Origin of the sequence: Salmonella sp. SJTUF15570 (assembly GCF_043357055.1) — a bacterium.
GTDB lineage: Bacteria > Pseudomonadota > Gammaproteobacteria > Enterobacterales > Enterobacteriaceae > Salmonella > Salmonella enterica.
This window is the reverse complement of sequence record NZ_JBEUKJ010000005.1, coordinates 268,452-294,332: the sequence shown is the minus strand read 5'-3', so window position 1 is coordinate 294,332 and position 25,881 is coordinate 268,452. Positions and strand designations below refer to the sequence as shown.

Genomic DNA, 25,881 nt, shown 5'->3' with positions numbered 1-25,881 from the left:
TTAGCGAAAACGGTTTGTCAATAAGTGCGATAAGTTGTATGAGAAAATATACTTATACTCAGTATCTCAATTATAAAAATAACGAGCCAATTCGTTCCATGCGAAATTCATTATTTCCTGGAAGTATATTTTAAAGGTATTGTATTAGATGGTTTTGGTATTGCCAGGGGATTGTAAGCCATACTATTTATGGTGTGGTCAACTCTGGTGATGAGCCTCATTTTTTGTTGTTTCAACGAGTGAAGATAAATCTTCAGAAAAAAGGCTGTTATGAACTTGTAGCGCTACATATTCAGCAAGATCGTTTAAACATAGCAGGCCATGAGAGGAACTTTCTTCCAGCATATTCATTAGTATCTCATTCTTAAACAAACATGAATAAACAATTTGAGTAACTGAGCTTTGTGCATAATTTGGTTCAAATGTTGCATTCTTTAAGTTATTATTCTCAATAACCTTTGCGGCTATTTTGTTTTTGATAGCGACGTCAATAGTTGGTACATCTGCCTGGGCGATGCCCAGATTAATCCTGGAGGAGATGGCGGCTTTTCTTTCCTGTTCCTTCCAGTCACATAAATTACCCTTTTCTGCCATGGCGATAAGCGTCTCTTTTATATTTTTTAGGTCAACGGAAAATGTTATACCGCCGGATAGCGAGAGTAGTAACCGCTCAGGAAACAAGCAACATAGCTCTTCACAAACATAAGTGCTAGTTTTTATATTAATATCAGAATATCTTTTCAGGTGGGCAGACTGAGTATCAACACAGAGTACTGTTCTATTCAGTATCTCATAATAGTAGTGATCCTGACGTATCACAATGCATAACGGAATATCTTCGCCATCTTTAATGCAGAGATTTGTATATTGATACTCACCATCTTTATAGTGCTGAAAATGGAAATTTCCTCTGCATGACGGCGATGATAATTCATATAACTTGCAAAATAAATCAAATAAACGTTGCGCGTCAGGTGGAGAGGCAACATCACATAATTCCTTTATATATTGATCGGCAGCGGATCTTTGCGTGCTACAGAAAAAATCTTTAATCCTTTCCCATAGTAACGTAAAGAAGGAGCGTTGAGAGATGGCACTTTGGGAAAACATCTCACTCTTTAAAAACCCTCTCCCGATAGTAATTGGCATAATGTAGACCACAAGTGATTATATAATACTTCATTACTGGAATAGGTGGTATTCAAAATATTATCCCATGTTGCCCATCGGTTTGCCTATCGGTGAAACACCTGATTTTTACTGTTCAAATCGACCCGTAGCTTTAGTCATGCCCACGCCTCCTGGCCATGAAGTATGTCAGGTAAAACGAATGAAAGTAAAATGGTTTTCTTAATTCTCACATCATCATGTACCATGAGCAATGATTAATTACGCGCTATATTATTTTTAGAGAAAGTAAATAGTTGCTCAACCGTGTAGAAATTGTCTTATAAGAAGTTAAACTAAAAGTATTATTAGGCTAACAACAATGAGATATTTAGCGGCAGGGCAGAAGGCCAATACTGATAGCACTTATGATATAAACACCTTACTCTTTAGTTTTTGTCTTAATTATATTTGTTGTAACGATTAGCTGACGGCTTTATTTCCTGTTGGGCGATAAAATTATAAAAACCTGCGAGGAGGCTCAAAATGAAGAAATCAGATGGTGAAATTCACGAAAAGACAGCATCCTGGGGCATTTTGCAGTCAGAATGGCTAAAAAAATGTGGACGGCTATTATTGCTGTTACTTTACCGCTTCGTTATCGGATGGGCTTTTTTTCAGTTACTCGCCATGATTGTGGCAGGGATATTTTTGTTAGGCGTCTTATTATTTCATCCCATAATATTTGTACAGACTATCGTAATCACTGAGAAGTTAAATCATGCTTCGCTTGATTTATGGCATATCCTTAAGTTATGCCTGTGGCATTACGGTATCATCGCAGGGTTTATTTTTATGGCGGAGTGTACGTTAAGTAAAAGTATACGGCAGGTTCAGCGCTTGTCCAAAAAGTTTGGGGCACAGGATTTTTCTTCACGCCCGTGATCCGCCGCTGCAACCTGCGTTCTTACTGAATAATGACTATGGCCAGCAGACCGAATTATCTCGGTTCGAAGGAGGACTATGTGTTTGAACAACTGCGGTGAATCGTAATTTCAGATGCATTATCGCCGACAATTGACGCGTTCCTCACTAATTGCCTTCCTGACTATATAGCGGTCTTATCTTTGGCGAAACAATGTTATTTAGTTATGGAAGGCAACAACAACTGTACTACTGCTTATCAAATAACCTTTCTGGTCAGGTAGACTCGCCTTTGTGAAAACACATCGTTATCTGTGCTCCTGGGACTCACTCCCTTGCCGCCTTTAAGCAACTCGAATTATTTTGGGTATAGAACAGGCGGCGTAATGGTCATATAAGCAAAATATAACCTCTCCGTTTGTGATAAGGCACAGATTACAGGGGGAATGATGTTTATTTTAACCATCTGTTTAAGCGCTGTCCGCTAATCTTTACCTGCTCAAATACATAATCACCCCTGTGACTCTCGCGAGGTGTAACATATGGTAAAATGCGTATCTTCTTTCCTCCTGTTCAGCCTGTTGTCCGTTCAGGCAATGTCAGCTGAAAACCATATTGATCTCCACCAGCCAAAAGACTTTGTCGATATTACTACGGTCGCCCCCGACGTACAGGTAGACATGCGATACTTCACTTCCCATAACTTTATTGGTCGCCCCATTAAAGGCTATAACGCGCCTGTTTGCCTGTTAACACGACCAGCCGCGAACGCACTAAAGCAGGTCGCCGATCGTTTACGCCCCTTCGGACTTACCTTAAAAATATATGATTGCTACCGTCCGCAAAGCGCAGTGAATGACTTTATCGCGTGGGCCAAAGATCCTTCTCAAAACCAAATGAAAAACGAATTTTATCCGCAAGTAGAGAAAAAGCGTCTGTTTGAGGAAGGTTATCTTGCCGCCAGATCCGGCCACAGTCGGGGAAGTACGCTTGATCTAACAATTGTTCCACTCGACAGTAAAATACCGATATACCATCCCGGACGACCACTGGTGAATTGTACTGCGCCCGCGGCGCAACGCTCGCCAGATAATAGTCTGGATTTTGGTACCGGCTTTGACTGTTTTAGTCCGTTATCCCATCCCGATAATGTCATGCTTACCGCTCAGCAACGCGCAAATAGGTTGTTATTACAAACATTGATGCGTGATGCGGGCTTTACGCCACTGGATACTGAATGGTGGCACTTCTCCCTTACTCATGAACCATACCCGAACACCTGGTTTGACTTTCCCGTTAAGCAGAGACCCTGAAACGGCGTTTTGTTGCGAAATCTAATCATTACGCCTGTTGGGAAGCACCATAACAGTTAGCAAATCATTGTTAATTTTAACAACTGATATACACTGCGGTTGCCACCTGCAAGCAGCGCTCAATGAGAACGAATAATGAAAAAATATCAACGTCTGGCGGAGCAAATTAGAGAACAAATCGCCTCTGGCGTTTGGCAACCCGGCGATCGATTACCCTCGCTGAGGGAGCAGGTCGCCAGTAGCGGCATGAGTTTTATGACTGTCGGTCACGCGTACCAGTTGCTGGAAAGTCAGGGACGGATTATCGCTCGTCCGCAATCCGGTTATTATGTCGCGCCGCATCCGGTTTGTCGGTCAGTCGCGACGGCAGCGCACGTTATTCGGGATGAAGCCGTAGATATCAATACCTATATTTTTGAGATGCTGCAGGCGAGCCGTGATACCTCAGTGGTGCCCTTTGCTTCAGCGTTTCCCGATCCGCGCCTGTTTCCCTTGCCGCAATTGAACCGCTCTCTGGCGCAGGTCAGTAAAACCGCGACGGCAATGAGCGTCATCGAAAACTTGCCGCCAGGTAATGCAGAATTGCGCTATGCGATAGCACGCCGTTACGCGCAGCAGGGGATTACCGTTTCTCCTGACGAGATTGTCATTACCGCTGGCGCGCTGGAAGCGTTGAATCTTAGTTTACAGGCGGTGACGGCGCCGGGAGACTGGGTGGTGGTGGAGAACCCCTGTTTCTACGGTGCGCTACAGGCCCTGGAGCGATTGCGCCTGAAAGCGTTGTCGATACCCACCGATGTTAAAGAAGGTATCGATCTTATGGCGTTGGAACAGGCGTTACAGGAATATCCGGTGAAAGCGTGCTGGTTAATGACCAACAGCCAGAATCCGTTAGGGTTCACGCTGAGTGCTGAGAAAAAAGCGCGGCTGGTTGCGTTACTCACGCACCATAACGTGACGCTAATTGAAGACGATGTTTATAGCGAACTCTACTTTGGCCGCGAGAAACCGCTGCCCGCCAAAGCATGGGATCGCGACGATACCGTGTTGCATTGTTCATCTTTTTCCAAATGTCTGGTTCCCGGTTTTCGCATTGGCTGGGTTGCGGGAGGAAGCCATGCCAGACAAATTCAGCGTTTGCAGTTAATGAGCACATTATCCACCAGTTCCCCCATGCAATTGGCGTTAGTGGATTATCTCTCGACACGTCGATATGACGCGCATCTGCGTCGATTGCGAAGGCAGCTTGCCGAACGTAAACAGCAAGCCTGGCAAACCCTTTTGCGCCATCTCCCGGCGGAAGTAAAAATTCACCATAACGATAGCGGTTATTTTCTTTGGCTGGAGCTACCTGAGCAGCTTGATGCCGGTGAACTTAGCGCCAAAGCGCTTGAACACCTTATCAGTATCGCGCCGGGGAAAATGTTTTCAACGTCCGGCGCCTGGACGCGTTTCTTTCGTTTTAACACCGCATGGCATTGGGGAGAACGGGAAGAACAGGCCGTAAAACAGCTTGGCAGCCTGATTCGCGAGATGCTGAGCGCTAAAAGCCTTGTGTGAGATGGAATGCGTGTCAGCTCACAACCTGACTAAATTTCCCGAGTGTGCCGGGTGAGCATCTGGCGCGCCGTCTATTTTTAGGAAAGCGGCGGCCCGTTCGCCGGAAATCGATTAATGACGATATGGGAAAATGCTATGCAATATCAATTACTGATTAATGGCGTGCTGGTGGACGGCGAGGGAGAAAGGCAGTCTGTTTATAACCCGGCGACAGGCGAGGTCATACTTGAGATTGCGGAAGCGTCGCCCGCGCAGGTTGACGCCGCAGTGCTGGCCGCCGATAGCGCGTTTGCCGAATGGGGGCAGACCACACCCAAAGCACGGGCGGAATGGCTGTTAAAACTGGCGGACAGCATCGAGCAAAACGCCCTTGAGTTCGCCCGGCTTGAATCGCAAAACTGCGGTAAGCCTTTGCACTGCGTAATTAATGATGAAATTCCGGCAATCGTGGATGTCTTTCGCTTTTTTGCCGGCGCGGCCCGTTGTTTGAGTGGGCTGGCGGCGGGCGAATATCTGGAAGGACATACGTCGATGATCCGCCGGGATCCGATTGGCGTGGTTGCCTCTATCGCGCCGTGGAATTATCCGCTCATGATGGCGGCCTGGAAGCTGGCGCCAGCGCTGGCGGCAGGTAACTGCGTGGTGATTAAGCCTTCTGAAATCACGCCGCTGACGGCGCTTAAACTTGCCGCGCTGGCGAAGGATATCTTTCCGCCGGGGGTGCTCAATGTCCTGTTCGGACGAGGGCAGACTGTTGGCGATGTATTGACCGGTCATGAAAAAGTACGCATGGTCTCTTTAACCGGTTCTATCGCGACCGGGGAGCATATTCTGCGCCATACTGCGCCAGCGATAAAACGTACGCATATGGAACTCGGTGGTAAAGCCCCGGTAATTGTTTTTGATGACGCCGATCTGGATGCGGTGGCGCAGGGCGTCCGGACTTTCGGTTTCTATAATGCCGGACAGGATTGTACTGCGGCGTGCCGTATATACGCGCAGCGCGGTATCTATGATGCGCTGGTCGAAAAGCTGGGGAACGCGGTGAGCAGCCTGAAAATGGGCGCGCCGGAGGATGAGTCGACAGAGCTGGGGCCGTTAAGTTCGCTGGCGCACCTGAAGCGCGTCACAGCGGCTGTAGAGGAGGCGAAGGCCCTCAGCCATATCCGTGTGATTACTGGTGGAAGTCAAACGGAAGGTAAAGGTTACTATTTCGCTCCGACGTTGTTGGCAGACGCAAAACAGGAAGATGCCATCGTGCAACGCGAGGTCTTCGGCCCGGTGGTCAGTATAACCGTCTTTGATGATGAAGATCAGGTTCTGAGGTGGGCCAACGATTCTCGCTATGGTCTGGCATCCTCCGTCTGGACTCAGGACGTCGGGCGGGCGCACCGGCTTAGCGCCAGATTGCAGTATGGCTGTACCTGGATTAATACCCATTTCATGTTGGTTAGCGAGATGCCGCATGGAGGGCAAAAACAGTCGGGATACGGCAAAGATATGTCATTGTATGGTCTGGAAGACTACACCCTTGTCCGCCACATCATGGTTAAGCATTAAGGATCATTTACTGTTCAGAAAAATCGTGAAAAAATAGGCGGGTGTCGGCGGAGAGGGGGACCTCCCCGCCAACATGCGCAGCAAGTACTCAAAGGTTGAACACCTCAAGCAAACCAGCCGAATCTCAACGAGATCAGACCCAAAAGTCCTGCAGCAGCAAAGACATTAATCAGCACGACGGTTTTACTGGAAACATTCATTTTCGCCACCTTTCATCATAACCCCTATGGGTATAGTACGGGTTGGCGAGATCCGCAATAATACGTAAACAGGATATTCTGTGAGCGGAGCCGTGCATTGAGAACGTTTTGCTGTCAAGGCTGATAAACCTTGATGTGTGTCAAATAAAAAGAGCATATTGCGCGCGTTTTTTCCTCTGGTTGGCGCGGATGCCTGATATGACCCTCTTTCAAAAGATATTAATTTTTTACGCCGTCATGGCGGTGATATCATCCCTGATCACCTGGTTTTTGACTCATGACAAAAAACGAATTCGTTTCCTGAGCGCCTTTTTGGTTGGCGCGACATGGCCGATAAGTTTCCCCGTCGCATTGCTGTTTTCGCTTTTCTGACCTCAAGCCCGATACAGGTTACCGGGCATGGTTTTTCCGCAAGGTCAGGCTATCAGGGCAATTAATTGCGCTCTGTCTACGTCGGTAACGTCCTGCGGATGCCGATATCCTGCGTTCTCATTGGCCAGGGTATACAGCGCAACAAGCCAGTCATAGACATAGCGGCTGGCGGCGTGAACGGGCTGTTCGTCAAGCTTTGTTAGACGCAACATTGTCGAACGCGGCGTTGCGGCGAAAATGGCTGCGCCTTTCTGAACGCGGCTGGCCGGGCGTTGGGCCTCCTCGATATTGGCGTAGCCGAGCCAGGCGATGAAGTTACCAATGATGGCATGAAGCTGCGCGCCGCTCACCTCCTCGCGCTGCATGGTTTTCTGTAACTGCTGAGGTAAACCGAGGCGATAGCTGGCGGTAATTAAAATCTCCGCCACGGCGTTGAGCATCTGCGGTTCCAGTCCCAGACGCTGCGCATTATCCCGGCAATGGGCCCACTGGCGCAGATGATTGATCCACATTTTGTGCGCCTGGTAGCCTGTTTCATGACCTTCTGACGCTGAAGCGCGCGTTGGTTCGTCGGCAAAGAGATCGATCGCGTCATTAAATAAACCGCTGACCTGTTCTTCTCGCGACTGTCGGGTGCGCAGCAACGCTTCGAAGTTCTGTACCGGCGGTAACAGCCCGGCCAGCAGGTCGCCATGTCTGGCTGCCTGGGCCTGAAGACGCCGGATCACGGTTTCAACCGGTAGCCGCGCGTCATCAAACATCGGTAACAGATCGCGCACGCGGCCTCGCAGTTGTTCGCGTAACGCCTGTAAGCGCGCCTGTCGCTGTGGTGCCGATGTCGCCTGCGATAACCACTCCACCAAACGCTGCATACTGTGTTTATCCAGCGCCTGCAACGTTCCCCAGTGCACGCCAGGTTTACCCATCAACTGCTGGACGGCTTCATCCAGATTTTGCTGGGTGGCAAAACGGGCATCCTGTGGAGTAATAGCCCAGACGACGCCGGGTAACGCTGATTCATGCTGCGGCTGCGTGGCGTTAACCCACTCCAGTAAGTGACGGGCGGCAGTGGACGTTTGCGAGCGAGATGCCAGAGCATTGCAAATCACCAGAACATCGGGCTGTACCTGCTGACGGTAATGGGCCAGCATCCAGCCTAATTTCGCCCGCCATAACGGATGAGGATGACTGTCTGGCGCGACCGGAATATCCAGTAAATCAACGTTATCCAGTACGCTATTTTCAACGGTTAGCACCAGTTCGCGGGTAAGCAGCGCCAGAGAATCAAGCGAAAGGCTGACCGCATTGAGCAGTCGGCCTTCCTTAACCGGATGCACCACCACATCGCTTTGCGTATCGCTGGCGGTTAGCGCCATTTGCGTCAGGAAGTTTTCCGCCGGTAAGCCAAAATGATCGACCAGCAGGCTGAGCGGCGCCGCCAGTTCCCCGGCATGGCCGGTTTGTTGCAACATATGCGCCAGCGCCAGCCATTGCTGGGTGATCTCCGGTTGCTCTCCCCACAGTAATGCCCAGGCGTGCGCCCGTGTCGTGAGATCCAGCGCAGGCAAGAGCGAGGCAAAGTGTTGCCATGTCGCATCATCAATATGTTGTCTGGCGGACGGCAGGCAAGAGCGCCAGAAACTCGCGATGGTCGCTACCTCTTCAGCGGTAACGCCGGGGACGGGCTGCGGTTGGCGAAGCGATTGCCATTTCTCCAGGCGTGATGTGATAATGGATTTTTCGACCTGGCGACAAACGGGGGACGAGCTGGTCCAGGCAATAAAGATCTGCACCAGTTCGGCTTCACTGATCAAGCGCAGGCGCAACGGCCAGCCGCTCTCGTTTGAAAAAATGTCGCGCGTAAAGCGAATAGCCATATTCGCTGGCGCATGACCCGGATTGATGTGGCTGAAATAATCATAGTCACGGTCCGGCGTGATAATTTCCAGCTTGCCATTCTCGTTACCGCATAGCGTCGTTAACAGATGCGCTTTTGCGGATTGCGCATACCCGTACAGACCAACGCAGCCATGTGATGCGCAGGCGGCGTTGAGCGCTGACTCATCCGCCGCGGCAAGCGTAAGTTGCGCCAGCAGAGCGTCGGCTTCGTCATCCAGCCGCGTTGCGTAACGGCGCGTGTTGTTAACCCACTCGATAACAGCCTGGGTGGCGTTTAACGGTTTTGTCATTTCAGGTATACACTCCCACTATCTATCCAGTAGTGGCTGCCGCTGTGGCGACGGTCAGCCAGCGTATTCAATTTTAATGTCAGCGCATCGGCGGCGACCGGCGTCCCGTCCTGGAGCCAGGCATCACTTAATATGAATGATTCCGGGGCGCTATCTTTGCTACTGCCGCGTAATTTCAGTCGCACATTCAGTACGCCGTCGCCAGCGATGGTTTTCGCCAGTTCGGCGGAATTAATGCTCAGGCAATAGAGTGGGGTTGCCGGCCAGCGACTGTTCGCCAGTTGACGGAAACCCAACGTCACGTTGCCGCGTAGCGGAAAATGCAGGCGTGCGTCCAGCGTTGCGCCGGGTTTATCCAAATCGATCTCGTGATACCAGATGTTTTCATCGCGAAGCGTATTAACGGTATTATCCAGTACGCCGAGATAACGCACAGTCGAATACGCGCCGATATCAGCCGCTTTAAAATTGAAACGCGGCAGACGTAAGTCCAGCGCCAGGCTGCATAACATCGCGCCCACCGCGGCAGTGGATTTTGGATTGCCGATACGCCCTTGTTGACTGAAGGGATACCATTCATGTACCTGATACTTATCCATCCACACAATGCGATTAACCGGCACCGGTTGTAAGTGCCGGATGAGCGCCTGTACGCCGGGTAAACAGGTCGGTCTCCCCGTCACCAGCAAGATATCGCAGTGATAGTGGGATATCGCTTCGCAGACCGCATGAAGCGGCGTTGTCAGCGTAAACTGACCGGCCAGCAGAGCCTCCTGAAGCTGGCTAAACTGGATTTGCAACGGCACATTGAATATATCAAATGTCGGCGAACCAGACGGTAAGGCATGATCGATCGCCTGCTGGATATAGTTCATCACGTTGCTCGTTGGGCGGCGGATCAGCAGATCGCCAAATGTCGCGTGTAAACCGGCAAACGGATCGTTAATGTCGCTTTGCTCCCAGGCGGAAAGTACCGCGTGGCCCAGCGGCATAAATAATTGCAGCGCCGTTTGCTGGCGCAAAATGGCCTGAGTATCAATTCGTCCCGAATCGCCAAATAAGGTCGCCAGCAGGGCGGCGGCATCCGTAACGCCTGCCCGTTGCAACGCCGTTTGCAGGGAAGGGAGTACGCAACGCTGAATGATATCCAATAGCAGATCGTCCCCGGCGACTTTAAAACCTTCGCGAAACAGGAGATGAGGCGTAATTTTTACATTGGCCCCCACGCCGTCATCTAACTGATAGTGAACGATCGCCATATCCGTCGTGCCGCCACCGATATCAATCGATGCCACGCGCAACGCGCGTCCGGGGACGACGCCGGGTTCAGGCTGGCGATCCGGTCTGGCCAGCGCATTAAAAAAGGATTCGGTACGCCCGGCGTAATGCGAAATGGCTTCGTTATAAAGCCATACCAGTTGGCCGCAACTTGCTTCGTCCCATTCCATCTGTATTTCAGGTACCGGCACCACGCTTTTTTCACGCTGCTTAGGCGTGGTGAAATCCTCATCCTGCGGATGCCAGCCCATGGCTTTCCAGACCAGCGCCAGCGCTTCAAACATTCGCTGGCGGAAAATTTCTCGCTCCTGTTTCGGCATGGCGGAAGGCAGCGTTAAAATCAGGGTACGTAGCTGGCGCGGCGAGGCGGGAAAGCCGAGCCGCAGCCGGGTGGCGACGCTGTTAATTTGCCCCAGCGCCTGAGCCAGAATTTCGCACAACATATGCGTCATCAAGGTGCTACGACTGTATTGCGGCGAAAAAACCGGTAGCCTTTCTTCATGCGGCAGGCGGAATAACGGCTGTCCGTCGTCGTTCATCAGATTCATCAGCGGAAACGCGGTGGCAAGCGGTTCGCGCTGCGTTTTACCGTGGATCTGGCTAAAGCGCCAGTCCTGCAAGGCGGGGGTTTCATCCCACAGGTAGCGGCGCGGGCTGGAGATACCGCTGCTGCCTTCGGTGCCCACACGCTGCATAGCAAGGGCGCGAGCTTCGTCGCCCACACGCACAATGGAAGGCCAGACAAAGGCGTCGTCTCGTCCGCTTTCGACAGAAAAGTGTTGCTTGCCAAAGCGCGCTTCTGAGAATTCCACCCGGCTGGTAAATAAAGGATCGTTCAGAAACTGCGGCTCGCTTAAAGAACGCACCTGAAGCTCTGCCGTCTGGCGTAACCCGTCATTCGCATCGCCATGATCCTCGATCAAGACGCCGCAGGTATGCGTATTGCCGACATCCAGAATCAGATCGACCGGGATTGCGGGCGTGCTTAACGTATGTGTCACAAACTTTACTTCCGGTACCGTAAGCTGTTCGCCTAACAGCGTCAGTAAATTCAACCAGTGCGCCTGATACTCAAAGCTACGCAGCGCTTGTTGTATGGCCTGTTCCGGACGGTTTTCCACTTGTGAGGCATACTGAAGAAACGACTCGCGCAGCCAGCCGTCAATCCATGTCTGGTCAAGAAAATCGGCAACTTCTTCATCGCGCCAGGCGAGCGCAAAACGTGTGCCATTGAGCAGATCGTTTTCGCAAGGCGCCAACGCCGCAGGCATATTTTTTGCCAGTTGACTGTCGAAGGCGAGGGTGATGCGGTGTGTGTTTCCGGCGCTATCTGGCTCGCTGAGTTTACGTACCTGAATGCGCGCCCAGTTATCCGGCCCATCAATAAAGGTACGCGGCGGATTAAAACGCAGGAACGGCAGGGGAAGCCAGATTCCGTCGAGTACATCCAGAGAATAGTGCAGCGTCTGAGTGCTTTCCGGTTTCACGACTTCGGGTTGGCCGCCAGCACGTCCTGGCAACGTGTAGCGCCCGCTGGTCAGATCAAAATCGAGGCGCAGTAGCGGGCCGTTTGCCGTTTTGCGCACAAAACGTCCGTAGTGGGCCGACTCTTGCGGCGTTAAGCCAAAATCAAGAAACTGGACGCCGCTGTTTGCAATGAGCGTGACGCTCTGTTTGTAATCACACAGATTGACCAACATAAAATCAGGCACCTATCTTTTTAAACGTCAACGGAATTGCCGCGTGGTCGCCATAACGGGCGGTACAGGTTGCGACGTCATTGACGCCAGCTTTACAGGTAATTTCCGGCATCGGATAACGTGAGCCGTCGGTGCAGCGCGCATTGCCGCGACTTTTAATCATCAGCTCGCCCGTTTGATGCAGACCAGAGAAAATTTCCGCCCGACAAACCACGTTATCGCCATGTACTACGCGCGCGATGCCTTTGTTATTTTGGATCTGATAACGCAGAGAGGGCGGCTTGCCGGAAATCGGATCTTTGACATCCACGCTGACGCGCCAGCTACCGTTTAAAAAGCGCGTGGTTCCAAGCTTCATCTGCGTATTGTCCATCACCAGCGCGTCTTTGGGGATAGCGGCAATGATAACAGGCGCTTCCGGCAACGGCGCCGCTTTGGGGGCGGGCGTCACCTCAGCGCGATGCAGCGGCAAATGCGCGGTGAGTTCAGGCAAGGGGGTAACGTCAGTTTTCGCGGTAGCGACAGGCGCGGCGCGAACAGGAGAGGCCCCGTCAACGGATGAAGATGGCCAGAAAAAAGGCGTGGCGACGGCGGCGATAACCACGGCAGCGACAGGTAAGCTCCACAGCGGTAGACGGCGAGCTCTTTTCGCCTCAGCGACCGGGATGGGAGTGGCCGACTTCGGCTCGCTAACGATAACGGGCGGCGCAACAGGTTCCTCCGGCATTTTCGGCGGCTCAATGACAGACGTTAACAAAGGTTCATCCGCCTGACTAAACGCCGCCTCTACCAGCGGCTTTTCTTCGGGCTCCGGCTCCGGCTCGACCAGAGGGATGTCGGGGATTGCCTCGGTTACCCGCAGGCAGTCCAGCACATCATCGCGTGTATTTTCGTTGAGATTAACGAATCCCCAGAAGGTGATAACCGGTTTGCCGTTAACCAGGAAAACATGATTTTCGCCGGGAAATTGCGTCGCTTTCTCAAGTAGCGAACCAAATAGCTGGAGCGCTGTTTTACCGGATTGCAGACTTTTGCGACTGAGTGCAGCCGCGCTTTCAAAAGTGCTGGCTAAATAACGTAAAGCCCGAGAACGTGTCTCTTCGTCAGCCGCTTTCCACGCTATCGCCTGACCTTCAATCGGCGAATACCAGTCAACCCGATCGCCATTATCGTTAAGTTGCGGAATCGCCAGACAGTCAACCATCGCCTGCTGTTTACGCAGACGAAGCGTTTCGCGAATTTGCAATGCTGATTCAAATACGGCCTGACCGCCGCCGCCCACGGCCTGATAATCATCCAGATTGCCGCTGCGCAAGAGAGATTTTGCCACGTTGTTATCCCTTAGACTTCTTCACGCGTCTACTTTACGGGGTCTATACGCAAGCAAACGGCGGAAGAAAGGCAAAAAGGCGCGAATTCTCGGTCTATTAAGCCCCGTGTTTTCACTTGACGTAAGTTAAATCAGGATGGCGGCGGCGAATGACCGCATCGGGCGACAATAACGCGTATAATAGGCGAATCATGCTATTACAGAATAAAGAGTTGGAGAGCTTATGTCGCACCTGGAGGAAGTGAGCGCCCGCGTGGATGCCGCCATCGCGGAGAGCGTAATTGCCCATATGAATGAATTGCTGATTGCCTTGAGCGATGACGCTGAATTACGTCGTGAAGATCGTTATGTGCAGCAGCAGCGTTTGCGCACGGCTATCGCGCATCACGGCAGACAATATCAAGAAGATCGGGACGCGCGCCGCGAGCAGCTCACCAAAGGCGGCACGATCCTGTAACCCATTAAAACTGGCGCTTCGCAATCAGCCATGCGCCAATGACCAGCAACAGCGCGCCAAACGCCGGCCCGACCATTGCGCGTAACGTGACGCCGTGGCTACGCGCAATATCCAGCGCCAGTCCGCCGATTAACTGGCTGGCGACCAGTACCGCGATAGTCGTCGCGGCGCCAACGTTCTGATACCCGCTAATGCTGGCAAATACAAAAAATGACCCCAGCAGACCGGGGATCAATGTCCACCAGCGCACGCTGGCGACCAGCTCGCCGAAGCCCGTGGCGCCTTGCTTAAACCACAATATCGTCACAAATAAAACGATCCCTACCAGCGAGTTCAACAGCATAGCGATCAGAATCGTCGATGATGTCTGCGTAATACGCACCATAATACTGTTTTGTACCACCAGCCCGACGCCGGCGGCGATCAAAAAGATAAGCGTCAGCGACTGGTTCATCAGCAGGCGTCCGGCGCGGCGTGTTCATCAAGCTGGAGCTGCATAAACGTAAGATCTAACCAACGGCCAAATTTTACGCCGACCTGCGGCATTTGCGCGGTGACGGTAAACCCCAGCGAATGATGCAGGCGTATCGAGGCGGCATTCTGTGACTCAATACCGGCCACCATCACATGCTTGCCGCAGCGTCGGGCTTCGTCGATCAGTCTGCTGAGCAGTTTTCGCCCCAGTCCTTTCCCCTGGTGCGCCGGATGAACATAAACCGAGTGCTCGACGGTATAGCGAAAACCGTCGAAACTGCGCCAGTCGCCAAATGATGCATAGCCAGTCACCACGCCATTTTCTTCGCTTACCAGCACCGGATAGCCCAGTAATTGACGGGCCTCATACCAGGCAAGGCGATTATCCGTATCGACCGTCCGATCGTTCCAGATGGCCGCAGTATGTAATACCGCATGGTTATAGATTTCGGTAATCGCGGCGCAGTCTGCTTTATCGGCAAAGCGAATCGTCATAGGGAACCCCAGGGAATGTTTACGATAGTGTTAGAAATACTATTGAAGGCGGCATAAATCAACGAATTAGCGCAAGAATTCATATTTAGCGAGAGGGGGGAGAAAGTCGTTCATAAAAGCGCACAGCCTGATATCTGAGAGTGTTTAACTCCCTCAGAAAGCTAATGTTCGACTATTATTGATGGATTATGCCAGGCATGAGGAGAATAGAATGAAGCAACAGACCAACCGAAATCGTCGTTGGGTTTTGGCCTCGCGTCCCCACGGCGCGCCGCAGATGGATAACTTCCGCCTCGAAGAAGATGACGTCGCGACGCCCGGTGAAGGGCAGGTGCTATTGCGTACCGTTTTTTTATCACTCGACCCTTATATGCGTGGCCGCATGAGCGATGAACCCTCTTATGCGCCGCCTGTTGAACCTGGCTGCGTTATGGTTGGCGGTACGGTCAGTCGCGTTGTCGCGTCAAACCATCCTGATTACCGACCAGACGAATGGGTGTTGAGTTACAATGGTTGGCAGGATTATGACATTTCAGATGGCGAAGGGTTGGTAAAGCTGGGTGATAATCCGCAACATCCTTCCTGGTCGCTGGGGATTTTAGGAATGCCGGGGTTTACCGCCTATATGGGGTTACTGGATATCGGCCAGCCGAAAGAGGGCGAAACGCTGGTTGTCGCCGCCGCCACCGGCCCCGTAGGCGCAACGGTTGGGCAAATTGGCAAGCTGAAGGGCTGCCGGGTCGTGGGTATTGCTGGCGGCGCGGAAAAATGCCGTCATGCGACAGACGTTTTGGGATTTGATCTGTGCCTTGATCATCACGCTGATAATTTCCCACAACAGCTTGCGCAGGCCTGCCCGCAGGGTATCGATATCTATTATGAGAATGTCGGTGGTAAAGTCTTTGACGCCGTCTTACCGCTACTGAATACGTCGGCGCGGATTCCGCTCTGCGGTCTGGTCAGCGGCTACAATGCGACAGCGTTGCCGGACGGTCCAGACAGACTGCCTCTGCTGATGGCAACATTACTTAAAAAGCGTATTCGCCTGCAAGGTTTTATCATCAACCAGGACTATGGTCACCGGATACATGAGTTTCAGCAAGAAATGGGGCGTTGGATCAAAGAAGGGAAAATACATTACCGGGAGCAGATTACTGATGGGCTGGAAAATGCGCCAGAAGCGTTTATGGGGCTGCTGGCGGGGAAGAACTTTGGCAAAGTCGTGATACGTTTGGCGGACGATGCGTAAAGAAAAAATGGCGGCATTATGTCGCCATAAAAATGTGCAAATTTTAAAATTCCGGCTTTACTTATATTCATCATTCAGATCGCGGTGGGGCAGCTTATCTCCCTCAGCGGCCTGAACCGGTCAAAAATCTCGATACATGAAGGAATGACGGAGATAAAACGGTTGCCATAAAGAAACCTGTATTGTTGTAAAAGATGAGAATATCACGCAAGTAAATTATCACTTTTATTTATTTGGCCGTTCAGGCCTGGATTATCTTTTTTACAATTAAGTTCCGAAACTTCTTCGGGACTCGATTGCGATGTTGTTCTGCCAAGAGGTGAAGGAAGGAAAATGCCGGGTACGGAAAAAACACAACATATAAGCCTGACCACACAGGTTGAAAATCGGTTAAAGCATCAATTGTCTATTGGCGCATTAAAACCAGGCGCAAGGCTTATCACTAAAAATATCGCTCAAGAGTTAGGCGTCAGTATTACGCCAGTGCGTGAGGCCCTGTTAAGGCTGGTCTCTTCCAGTGCTTTGGCGGTGGCGCCAGCACAGGCGTTTATGGTGCCGGAGATCTCGCTGGAAAGTTTGCTGGAAATTAATACGATTCGTACTGCCCTGGAGGAGATGGCGGTGGTCGCCGCTGCGGGTAAGATTACCCCGGATCGTGAGCAGACGCTGAATGCGCTATTAGATGAATTTCAACAGGCGCTGGAAAGTGGCGTTATGGAGAAAATTCTTTTGGCCAACCGCGCATTCCGCTTTGAGATCTACCACTACGCGGATATGCCAACCCTGTATGCCATGATCGAGCAATTATGGGTACGCCTGGGGCCAAGCCTGCATTTTTTATATGATAATTTTAAACTTGATGATTATCAAAACGGCGTTAATCTGTACAGAAAATTGCTTAATGCGTTAGTGACTGATGATAAAGAAGCCAGTCGCCACTGCCTACAGAATGTTTTGCAACAAAACGTAGCGACGATTAAAAATCAGTACTTCATGTAACCTTCATGTAACTATGGCTTATCAATAGCGGGGATTCCCCGCTATTGCCGGATATTTGCCGGATATTTATTCAAATTGCCATGCCAGATTAATCCCCACGCCATAGTTACGCCCTGGCGCTGGCTCATAATATCGGCCATTAGATTCATTAACGATCACCGAACCGATATATTCTTTATCAAATAGATTATCTACCCGCCCAAAAATATCGACGGTAAGCTGACTGTAATTAAATTTATACCCTGTATTTAGTCCAACAACGGTATACGAAGGCGCTTTGGCGGTATTTTCATCATTGGCCATGATATCGCCCATATACCGAACGTCTGTTCCGGCGTACCACCCCTCATCCGGGATAAAACCTAATGAGGCGAATCCCATATTACGGGCGATGCCGGGCATCCGGTTTCCATCACAGTTTTGCCCCTGACAAACGTTACTGCGATAGGTCGCATCCAGCCAGGTCCATGATGCTTTCACCCGCCAGTCGCCAGCGAAGCGCTGGTCCAACGCGAGCTCTGCGCCCTGGCGGCGCGTTTTGCCCGCGTTTTTGTAGGTAGTGCGTCCTCCCATACTACTGGCGACGACAATTTCATCATCGGTATCGGTTTGAAATAACGCGGCGGTCAACAAGCCATTGCCAATCCGCGTTTTACTGCCGACTTCCACCGTATCATTGGTCGACGGTTTGAGGTCAAAGTTGAACCCGCTTTGGCCGTCAGCGCGATAAGAAAGCTCATTGATAGTGGGAGTTTCAAATCCGCGACCGGCAGCAAGATAGAGATTCCAGGCGTCAGTTAACGCATATTTTAGCGATCCGGCGGGTAGCCAGTGGTGATAGCTGGCGTCGCCGCTGTCATCGCCATTGCCGGGCGCGATATAGTGATCGTTAGAATCGAACCACACGGAACTGTAGCGCACGCCAGCATCCAGCGAGAGTTTTTGCGTAAGCTGCCACTGGGTTTGCAGATAAGGATCGACATTCCACATCAGGTTACGCTCATCCCGCCGTAAATCGCCTTTATGCCCAAACTCAGGGGTGCCGTTGTTGAGACGGAAATTATTGTAACCCTTGCGGTTTTCGCTCATATTTTCATAGTTTACTCCGCCAGTGAAGGTGACCGGCACACCTAATTCTCCCCGGTGAGTCCAGCGGGAATCAATGCCCTGATAGTGGCGTTGCAGTGTAATTACGCCGCCAGCCTGAGCAGGTTTTAGCTGTGCCACCAGGGGAATAGACTGGTATTGCGTGGTTTCCCGCTCTCCGGCGTAGGCCATCACGCTGATATCATCCTGCGCGCTGAGCTGACGTTCATAACGCAATCCTGCCTGAGTTTGTTTGATGGTTTTACGCGTATTGTACTGTTCAGCGCGGGGCGCCTGTTGCGGATCGGCTTTCCATTCAGATTCGGTAAGTCCGCCGGGATCGTCCGCCTTAATGTCCACACTATTAAAAATCAGCGAGAGTTTACTGACATCGTCAAGGCGCACGCCCAGTTTGGCATTAGCCAGATTTTTTCGCGCGCCGCTGTGATCGCGGTAGCCGTGGGTGGTGAAACGGGTAGTCGATACCGTGTAATCCACGTCGCCTGGCTGTGTGCCGTCACCCATCGCGCCCGTGGCTTTTAGCCCATAGCGCCAGCTTCCATAACTGCCGTAGTAGCTGCTGGCCTCAAGGGTGGGCGGCTGTCTCCCGGTTTCGGTGGTGACATTTATTACGCCGCCGGAAGCATTGCCGTATAGCGCTGAGAAGGGGCCGCGTAACACTTCAACGTCTTGTATGCTGTTAATATCAATATTCGAAATCTGGCCTTGTCCATCCGGCATGGTGGCGGGAATGCCATCAACATACAGACGAATGCCGCGCACGCCAAAGGCGGAACGCGAGCCAAATCCACGGATAGAGATTTGCAGATCCTGCGCGTAGTTCTGCCGGTTCTGCACCTGCAATCCCGGGACGCTGGTTAAAGTCTCAGATAAATTAACGCGCGGCGTCGCCAGACGCATGTCTTCTCCCTCAATGACGCTAACGGCGGCAGGTGTATCCAGTTCGGATACGGTTTGCGGCGTTGCGGTGACTATCATGGTTTGTTCATTGGACGCGCTGGCGGCCTGAAGGACCGGGGAGAAGGTCAGAGGCAATAAGAGGGCGGGATAAAGTCGCTGTCTAACGGAAATAATTTTCATGAAAATGCCGGATAATTGTAAGCGTATCAACGGAAAACGTGACATTAAGGGTAGTCAATATGTAAAGTTTTGAAATTTTAATCGCACATTAAGTTAAGAAAATGTGCGTTATTTAAGAGCCATGACATTCGCAGGCGAGGAAAAGCTCCACTTTCTGATAAATAATGATTATTATTCTCAACTTATAATAAGTGCGGAACGAAGATCCCGCGCAGTGAAGTAGTGTGAAGCAGCTATACACGTTTTTATCAAAGGGAGTCGTCATGCACTTACGTCATCTTTTTTCGCCGCGCCTGCGTGGTTCTTTATTGTTAGGTTCGCTCCTCGTCGCATCCTCATTTAGCACGCTGGCGGCGGAAGACATGCTGCGTAAAGCGGTAGGCAAAGGCGCTTATGAGATGGCCTGGAGTCAGCAAGAAAACGCGCTCTGGCTGGCTACATCGCAAAGCCGTAAACTGGATAAAGGCGGCGTAGTTTATCGTCTCGACCCGGTGACGCTGGAAATCACGCAAGCGATTCATAACGATCTCAAGCCGTTCGGCGCCACCATCAATGCCGCGACCCAAACGCTGTGGTTTGGCAATACCATTAACAGCGCAGTTACCGCGATTGATGCCAAAACGGGTGATGTAAAAGGTCGTCTGGTACTTGATGCGCGCAAACGTACTGAAGAGGTTCGTCCGTTACAGCCCCGTGAGCTGGTTGCCGATGCGGCGACCAACACGATCTACATTAGCGGTGTTGGTAAAGAGAGTGCTATTTGGGTAGTGGATGGCGAAACCATCAAACTGAAAACGACGATCGAAAATACCGGCAAAATGAGTACGGGTCTGGCGCTCGACAGTAAAGCGCAACGCCTGTACACCACCAATGCGGATGGCGAATTTATCACCATCGATACCGCCAGCAATAAAATTCTCAGTCGTAAGAAGTTGCTGGATGACGGTAAAGAACACTTCTTTATTAACCTGAGTCTCGATACCGCAGGTCATCGCGCGTTTATCACCGACTCGAAGGCGACTGAAGTCCTGGTTGTCGATACCCGTAATGGCAATATTCTTGCCAAAATCGCGGCGCCTGCTTCTTTGGCCGTCCTGTTTAACCCGACACGTAACGAGGCGTATGTGACACATCGTCAGGCAGGTCAGGTCAGCGTGATCGATGCGAAGACCTATAACGTTGTTAAAACGTTCGATACGCCGACGTACCCGAATAGCCTGGCGCTATCGGCAGACGGTAAAACGCTCTACGTCAGCGTGAAGCAGAAATCGACACGTGAACAGGAAGCGACGCAGCCGGATGATGTTATTCGCATTGCTCTGTAAATAGGGTATGGAGGGGGAAACCCCTCCAGTCATCTCTTTAAACGCACCGATACGCCTCGTTACACCCCGCCGATAGCCTGATGATTCTGTGAGAATTACACTGCCTTTTTGCTGTAGTTAACTCATTATATTCACGAGGAAAATATGAAAAAGTTATTTATATGCTCAGGTTTGGGCATGATGTTTTTTATGCTTGCGGGTTGCACAACCAACTATGTGATGACGACGAAGAATGGGCAAACGATCGTAACTCAGGGTAAGCCGCAGTTAGATAAAGAGACGGGGATGACCAGTTATACCGATCAGGAAGGCAACCAGCGGGAAATTAACAGCAATGATGTGGCGCAGTTGATTAAGGCTGACTAAGCATTGGGCGCGATGCGGTGTTGGCGGCAATGCGCATTAAACCCGGCAGGCCTGGGGCTGCCGGGGAAGGGGAATGTTATGTCGCTGCTTCTTCTTTCAATACGACACTCTCTGTCGAATCCGCCGTCACTGGCGCAGTGCGATGGATCTCCGCCACGCGACGTCGCACGCCAAACCAGCCGGCGACCAGCAGAATGGCGATCAGCGGCAACGAGGCGATAGTGTAAGTTCCATTCGGGTAGTCAAACGCCATAAGTACCAGCACGCTTAGTAAAAACAGCAGCGTTAGCCAGGAGGTAAAAGGCGCGCCGGGCAGTTTAAAACTGACGTCTGCAGCTTTGCCTTCTTTTATCGCCTGGCGTAAACGCATCTGGCACACCATGATAAACGCCCACGATGCGATAATGCCGAGCGAGGCAAAATTAAGAACGATCTCAAACACGCGGGAGGGGACCAGGTAATTCAGGAATACGCCGACCACGTAAACCACCAGAGTCGCCAGAATACCCGCATAGGGCACATGCTGACGGCTCATTTTCGCCATGAATTTCGGCGCGGAACCCCCCATCGACATTGAACGTAAAATTCTCCCCGTACAGTAAAGCCCGGAGTTCAGGCTGGAAAGCGCGGCGGTTAACACCACGATATTCATAATACTGCCGATATAAGGCACGCCAAGTTTAGAAAAGAAGGTGACAAACGGACTTTGCCCCGCCTGGTAGGCGTTCCACGGCAGCAGTAAAACCAGCAATACGACCGATCCTACATAGAAAAGACCAATACGCCAGATCACGCTATTGATGGCTTTTGGCACCATCGTCTGTGGATCTTTGCACTCCCCAGCGGCGGTACCGACCAGTTCAATCGACGCAAAAGCGAACACCACGCCCTGAATCAGTACCAGCGCGGGCAACAGGCCGTGCGGGAAAAAGCCGCCATTATCTGTAATCAGGTGAAAACCGGTGGCATTACCCTCAAGCGGTTGACCGGTACCGAGAAAAATCGTGCCTACCACCAGGAAGATAACAATGGCGAGTACTTTTATCAGCGCGAACCAGAACTCCATTTCGGCAAACCATTTTACGCCGATCATGTTCATGGTACCGACAATGGTTAACGCGCCGAGCGCAAACACCCATTGCGGAACGTCGCCAAATGCGCCCCAGTAGTGCATGTATAACGCCACTGCGGTGATATCGACGATCCCGGTCATCGCCCAGTTAATAAAGTACATCCAGCCTGCGACGTAGGCCGCTTTTTCACCCAAAAATTCACGGGCGTAGGAGACGAAGCTCCCGCTGGAAGGGCGATGCAATACCAGTTCGCCCAGCGCGCGTAAAATGAAAAAAGAAAAAATGCCGCATATCAGATAGACCAGCGCCAGTGCCGGTCCGGCCATTTGCAATCGGGCGCCTGCACCTAAAAATAAACCGGTGCCAATCGCGCCGCCGATAGCAATCATCTGAACCTGACGATTCCCCATCGCTTTGTGATACCCCTCTTCATGGGCGTTCAGCCAGCGTCGTTTCGCCGCATGTTGTTCTGCGGCGTGCGTAGTCTGTGTTTTCATTACGTTACCTGTTATAGCCTGTCCTGACAGAAAAATTCCTTATGCCGCGACGGGCGCTCACCAATCGATTGCCTGCAATGGCGAATGCCGCTTTTCCCTGATTCTGTGACAGGGATAAAACCGCCGGCGGAGCATCCTACCTGCAATTGTTAAATGACGCAAAACATACGGAAAGAACAAAATGAGGATGTCGTGTTTATTTGTGCGGTCAGATGTGGTGCGGTGTGGTCACGATTCAGCCAGATAAGCTTTCAGCACAAATCCGCAGTGATTGCGCTGCGCAATAATTAATCAGGGTTAATCCCTGCAGGGATTTATGGTCATAGATATGACCTCGAACGATAAACCACCTGACGATATTGAAGCAGCATAAGATAAGGCCGTTGCGTCTGTTATTCTCATTTTCTCCTGAAAATGTATGCCTTTGAGCAATTTTGTTGATTAACATATCGTCATAATGAGAGAGGAGTAGGACATATAAAGCTATTGAGCAAAATTTGAAGGAGTAGGATATGCCACATACATCAGTTTCTACCTATGGCAGAGCTTTATCAGGAAATAAGCTACCTCATGTTGCTGCAGGAGATTATGAAAATAAATTATCAACAAAAATCATGAAAGGCATCTTGTATGTGCTTACCGCAGGACTGGCCTACGGATTTACGCGAGTAATTGAACATTATTGCAATGTTACGCCTAAAGTTGAGGAGTTCTGTGCCAATGCAGGGAATATCCATGATCACCTTGCTGATGCTGTATGTGATGGACTGTATGCTATAGATGTCGAGCTTTCTGATGGTCGGAGGTTAATATTCGAACAACTCTCGCTGATAGCTGGAGGTAAGCCAATCGTCAGGATATCGGATGGCGAACATTCCGTTGAGGTTGAGGGAACCTTTGAAGATATTTGTATGAGACTGGAAGAGGGCTTTTTAGAAGCGCCAGCGTACTATCATTATGATATTGATAAAGACCATAAAACCGTCAGAGAACGAATAGCAGCATATAATGCCTTACCTCAGGCATTAGGCGCCATTCCGAGTTTAGAACATTATATCGCTCGGGCCAACAGCATGGGCGAGGCGAAAGCGCAACGGGCGGCCGACATAAAAGATCGTTACCATAACTATTTGGACAATTATTAAAAGGCGTTTATGTTTAGCCAGTTTTGTTAGAAATCAGACTCGCTGAGCTGGCGTTAAAAATTTTAACACGCCGCTATTTTGGCGGCGTGTCGCAAAGAGATTCTCAGAACCCGATTTCCGTTTGTACGCCAAAATCCCACGTACCTCCGGCGCTGTAGCCGGCCTGTCTTATTTTTTTCAAAAGTATCCAACGCTATTCCACGGATAGGGTATCCTGTTGCGCAGCGATATCCGCCTCAGCCTGTGTGCCGAACGCAAGCATTAATGTTAATGGAAGCCTCAGATGACCCCTTTTTTACATGCTTATTTTACGCGATTACATTGTCAGCCGTTGGGGGTTCCTACGGTTGAAGCGCTCAGAACGCTTCACTTAGCGCACAACTGCGCGATTCCTTTTGAAAATCTGGATGTGCTACTGCCTCGTGAAATACAGCTCGATGAGACGGCATTAGAGGAGAAACTGCTTTATGCCCGACGCGGTGGATACTGTTTTGAACTGAATGGCCTGTTTGAACGTGCGTTACGCGACATCGGTTTTAACGTCCGAAGCTTATTGGGGCGGGTCATTCTGTCTCATCCCGCCAGTTTACCGCCGCGCACGCACCGTTTGCTGCTGGTTGATGTTGAGGATGAACAGTGGATCGCGGACGTGGGGTTTGGCGGCCAAACGCTAACCGCGCCGCTTCGTCTGCAGACCGAAATTGCCCAGCAAACGCCGCATGGCGAATACCGCCTGATGCAAGAGGGAAGCACATGGATTTTACAATTCCGCCACCATGAGCACTGGCAGTCGATGTACTGTTTTGATCTGGGGGTGCAGCAGCAGAGCGATCATGTGATGGGCAATTTCTGGTCGGCTCACTGGCCGCAATCCCATTTTCGTCATCATTTGTTGATGTGCCGCCATTTGCCTGATGGCGGCAAGCTGACATTAACGAATTTCCACTTCACGCGTTACCACCAGGGACATGCCGTTGAACAGGTCAATGTACCGGATGTACCGTCGTTGTATCAGTTACTTCAGCAGCAGTTTGGTCTCGGCGTAAATGATGTAAAGCACGGTTTTACCGAGGCGGAGCTGGCCGCGGTAATGGCTGCATTTGATACCCATCCGGAGGCGGGAAAATAATTTTTTGCCGCGAGGATTTGCGGGCCTGACAAAGATTAAAAAGTAATGGCCCATTCGGCATGAAACAGAATGACCGCCTGGCCGGAGATGGTGACGTTGTCCGGCTGGTTATCGCGAATGGTGACGGTAACATCAACAGTACCCTCTTTGCCTAAAGCGCGCCCCTGATGGCCTTGAATCTGCAGCGTTTTACCGTCATGCGCCATCAGGCCATGATGGACGAGCCATGCACCCATCGGGCCATTGGCGTTTCCCGTTACCGGATCTTCCACAATTCCTATCGCCGGGGAAAACATTCGCCCATCGGTTTCGTTTTTTCCCGGACGAATCTGGAAAGGAAAAAAGCCGTTACAGCCAATTTGCTGGCTGATTGCCGTCAGGGCTGCCAGATTCGGAGAAAGGGCATCAATATCAACGTCTGGTTTGAGCAGGATCATCACTTTTGCATGTCCTGTTGAAGCCACCTGAATTGGCGCTCCCGGCACGATATCATCTTCAGTCAGGTTCAGTGCGGTGATGATGGCAGCCCGAATCTCTCCGACTAGCGGTGGTTCAAAAGAGGGCTGACCTTGTTCCAGCGTGATGCGATAGTCGTTGTGTTCGGCATGAATTTCAACGCGATGACGGCCCGCTAACGAGGTTTGCCAGACGGTGGTGTTTCCCAACCCCAGTACCGTTGCCCGAACATAATGCGCGGCCACGGTGGCATGACCACAGATGGGGACTTCTACTGTCGGTGTAAAATAGCGTATGCGCACATCACTCTCTTCGCTTTTTAGCAAAAAGGCGGTTTCCGAGTGACGAAGTTCACGGGCAATCAGCTGCATCTGCGCGTCGCTTAGCGTATCCGCATGTAAGACAACGCCAGCAGAGTTGCCGCGAAAGGGTTCGCTGGTGAAGGCGTCAACATGGTAAATCTGCGGTTTCATTGATGTTCTCCTTTGACTGAAGA

22 protein-coding genes and 1 pseudogene are annotated in these 25,881 nt (G+C 51.1%); 13 read left to right on the top strand and 10 right to left on the bottom strand.

The genetic code is table 11. The annotated features are described in order from the left end of the window. Positions 1-198: 198 nt before the first annotated feature. Entirely contained in the window at positions 199-1,149 is a 951-nt protein-coding gene (gene sifB / locus ABVN44_RS12430) for an SPI-2 type III secretion system effector SifB (RefSeq protein ID WP_023231517.1), read from the bottom strand. 504 nt (positions 1,150-1,653) lie between these two features. Here sifB and ABVN44_RS12425 point away from each other — a divergent pair. The 5 genes and pseudogenes from ABVN44_RS12425 (at position 1,654) to patD (ending at position 6,464) form a co-directional block, all read left to right on the top strand. After that, a complete protein-coding gene (locus ABVN44_RS12425) occupies positions 1,654-2,052 on the top strand; it encodes a hypothetical protein (protein ID WP_001649405.1) in 399 nt (132 codons plus the stop codon). A gap of 32 nt (positions 2,053-2,084) precedes the next feature. Then, a pseudogene (locus ABVN44_RS12420) lies at positions 2,085-2,315 on the top strand (hypothetical protein). A gap of 258 nt (positions 2,316-2,573) precedes the next feature. Further along, a complete protein-coding gene (locus ABVN44_RS12415; protein WP_023232541.1) occupies positions 2,574-3,344 on the top strand; it encodes a M15 family metallopeptidase in 771 nt (256 codons plus the stop codon). Between the two features lie 135 nt (positions 3,345-3,479). Further along, positions 3,480-4,904: a GntR family transcriptional regulator YdcR gene (gene ycdR / locus ABVN44_RS12410; protein ID WP_000760692.1), complete on the top strand. Its 1,425-nt coding sequence runs from the start codon at positions 3,480-3,482 to the stop codon at positions 4,902-4,904. A 114-nt stretch (positions 4,905-5,018) separates the two neighbouring features. Then, positions 5,019-6,464, top strand: a complete 1,446-nt coding sequence (gene patD / locus ABVN44_RS12405) for an aminobutyraldehyde dehydrogenase (protein WP_024148515.1) — start codon at positions 5,019-5,021, stop codon at positions 6,462-6,464. 104 nt (positions 6,465-6,568) lie between these two features. On the opposite strand, the gene yncL is transcribed toward patD, so the two are convergent. After that, positions 6,569-6,664, bottom strand: a complete 96-nt coding sequence (gene yncL / locus ABVN44_RS12400) for a stress response membrane protein YncL (RefSeq protein WP_001103198.1) — start codon at positions 6,662-6,664, stop codon at positions 6,569-6,571. A gap of 198 nt (positions 6,665-6,862) precedes the next feature. On the opposite strand from yncL, the gene ABVN44_RS12395 reads away from it, so the two are divergent. Next, positions 6,863-7,036, top strand: coding sequence for a GhoT/OrtT family toxin (locus tag ABVN44_RS12395; RefSeq protein WP_000171943.1), 174 nt, complete (start codon positions 6,863-6,865; stop codon positions 7,034-7,036). A gap of 44 nt (positions 7,037-7,080) precedes the next feature. Here ABVN44_RS12395 and srfC read toward each other — a convergent pair whose 3' ends face one another. Genes srfC through srfA form a run of 3 tightly spaced genes read right to left on the bottom strand, consistent with a single transcriptional unit; the run spans position 7,081 to position 13,533 of the window. Further along, a complete protein-coding gene (srfC, locus tag ABVN44_RS12390; RefSeq protein WP_048348830.1) occupies positions 7,081-9,225 on the bottom strand; it encodes a virulence-associated effector SrfC in 2,145 nt (714 codons plus the stop codon). Next, positions 9,222-12,203 (bottom strand): virulence factor SrfB, encoded by a 2,982-nt coding sequence (locus tag ABVN44_RS12385; RefSeq protein ID WP_023232519.1) that lies wholly within the window; start codon positions 12,201-12,203, stop codon positions 9,222-9,224. The genes srfC and ABVN44_RS12385 overlap by 4 nt, the downstream gene beginning before the upstream one ends. A 4-nt stretch (positions 12,204-12,207) precedes the next feature. Further along, positions 12,208-13,533: a virulence-associated effector SrfA gene (gene srfA, locus ABVN44_RS12380; RefSeq protein WP_048348831.1), complete on the bottom strand. Its 1,326-nt coding sequence runs from the start codon at positions 13,531-13,533 to the stop codon at positions 12,208-12,210. A 223-nt stretch (positions 13,534-13,756) separates the two neighbouring features. Here srfA and ABVN44_RS12375 point away from each other — a divergent pair, with 223 nt between their 5' ends. Then, on the top strand, positions 13,757-13,990 hold the full coding sequence (locus ABVN44_RS12375; protein ID WP_000018720.1) for a YdcY family protein: 234 nt from the start codon (positions 13,757-13,759) through the stop codon (positions 13,988-13,990). 4 nt (positions 13,991-13,994) lie between these two features. Here the strand turns inward: ABVN44_RS12375 and ABVN44_RS12370 are convergent, their stop codons facing one another. Beyond that, positions 13,995-14,444, bottom strand: coding sequence for a DMT family transporter (locus ABVN44_RS12370; RefSeq protein ID WP_001076571.1), 450 nt, complete (start codon positions 14,442-14,444; stop codon positions 13,995-13,997). Beyond that, a complete protein-coding gene (mddA, locus tag ABVN44_RS12365; RefSeq protein WP_000155373.1) occupies positions 14,444-14,959 on the bottom strand; it encodes an L-methionine sulfoximine/L-methionine sulfone acetyltransferase in 516 nt (171 codons plus the stop codon). Before mddA ends, ABVN44_RS12370 begins: the two co-directional genes overlap by 1 nt. Positions 14,960-15,170: 211 nt before the next feature. On the opposite strand from mddA, the gene ABVN44_RS12360 reads away from it, so the two are divergent. Then, entirely contained in the window at positions 15,171-16,208 is a 1,038-nt protein-coding gene (locus tag ABVN44_RS12360; protein ID WP_001517827.1) for an NADP-dependent oxidoreductase, read from the top strand. Between the two features lie 333 nt (positions 16,209-16,541). After that, positions 16,542-17,207, top strand: coding sequence for a colanic acid/biofilm transcriptional regulator McbR (mcbR, locus tag ABVN44_RS12355; protein WP_023232330.1), 666 nt, complete (start codon positions 16,542-16,544; stop codon positions 17,205-17,207). Positions 17,208-17,273: 66 nt separating this feature from the next. On the opposite strand, the gene pqqU is transcribed toward mcbR, so the two are convergent. Continuing rightward, a complete protein-coding gene (gene pqqU / locus ABVN44_RS12350) occupies positions 17,274-19,394 on the bottom strand; it encodes a TonB-dependent receptor PqqU (RefSeq protein ID WP_023232331.1) in 2,121 nt (706 codons plus the stop codon). A 263-nt stretch (positions 19,395-19,657) separates the two neighbouring features. Here pqqU and ABVN44_RS12345 point away from each other — a divergent pair, with 263 nt between their 5' ends. Together ABVN44_RS12345 and ABVN44_RS12340 are read left to right on the top strand one after the other, a co-directional pair. Next, entirely contained in the window at positions 19,658-20,719 is a 1,062-nt protein-coding gene (locus tag ABVN44_RS12345) for a YncE family protein (protein ID WP_000550636.1), read from the top strand. 144 nt (positions 20,720-20,863) lie between these two features. Continuing rightward, positions 20,864-21,085: a YgdI/YgdR family lipoprotein gene (locus ABVN44_RS12340; RefSeq protein WP_000732362.1), complete on the top strand. Its 222-nt coding sequence runs from the start codon at positions 20,864-20,866 to the stop codon at positions 21,083-21,085. 76 nt (positions 21,086-21,161) lie between these two features. Here the strand turns inward: ABVN44_RS12340 and ansP are convergent, their stop codons facing one another. Then, a complete protein-coding gene (gene ansP / locus ABVN44_RS12335) occupies positions 21,162-22,655 on the bottom strand; it encodes an L-asparagine permease (RefSeq protein ID WP_000857112.1) in 1,494 nt (497 codons plus the stop codon). Positions 22,656-23,167: 512 nt separating this feature from the next. On the opposite strand from ansP, the gene steA reads away from it, so the two are divergent. Together steA and nhoA are read left to right on the top strand one after the other, a co-directional pair. After that, positions 23,168-23,800, top strand: coding sequence for a type III secretion system effector SteA (gene steA / locus ABVN44_RS12330; RefSeq protein WP_023232332.1), 633 nt, complete (start codon positions 23,168-23,170; stop codon positions 23,798-23,800). 283 nt (positions 23,801-24,083) lie between these two features. Next, complete coding sequence (gene nhoA / locus ABVN44_RS12325; protein WP_023232333.1) at positions 24,084-24,929, top strand: N-hydroxyarylamine O-acetyltransferase; 846 nt, start codon at positions 24,084-24,086, stop codon at positions 24,927-24,929. 35 nt (positions 24,930-24,964) lie between these two features. On the opposite strand, the gene ABVN44_RS12320 is transcribed toward nhoA, so the two are convergent. After that, positions 24,965-25,858, bottom strand: coding sequence for a PhzF family isomerase (locus tag ABVN44_RS12320; protein ID WP_000804297.1), 894 nt, complete (start codon positions 25,856-25,858; stop codon positions 24,965-24,967). Between the last annotated feature and the right edge of the window lie 23 nt (positions 25,859-25,881).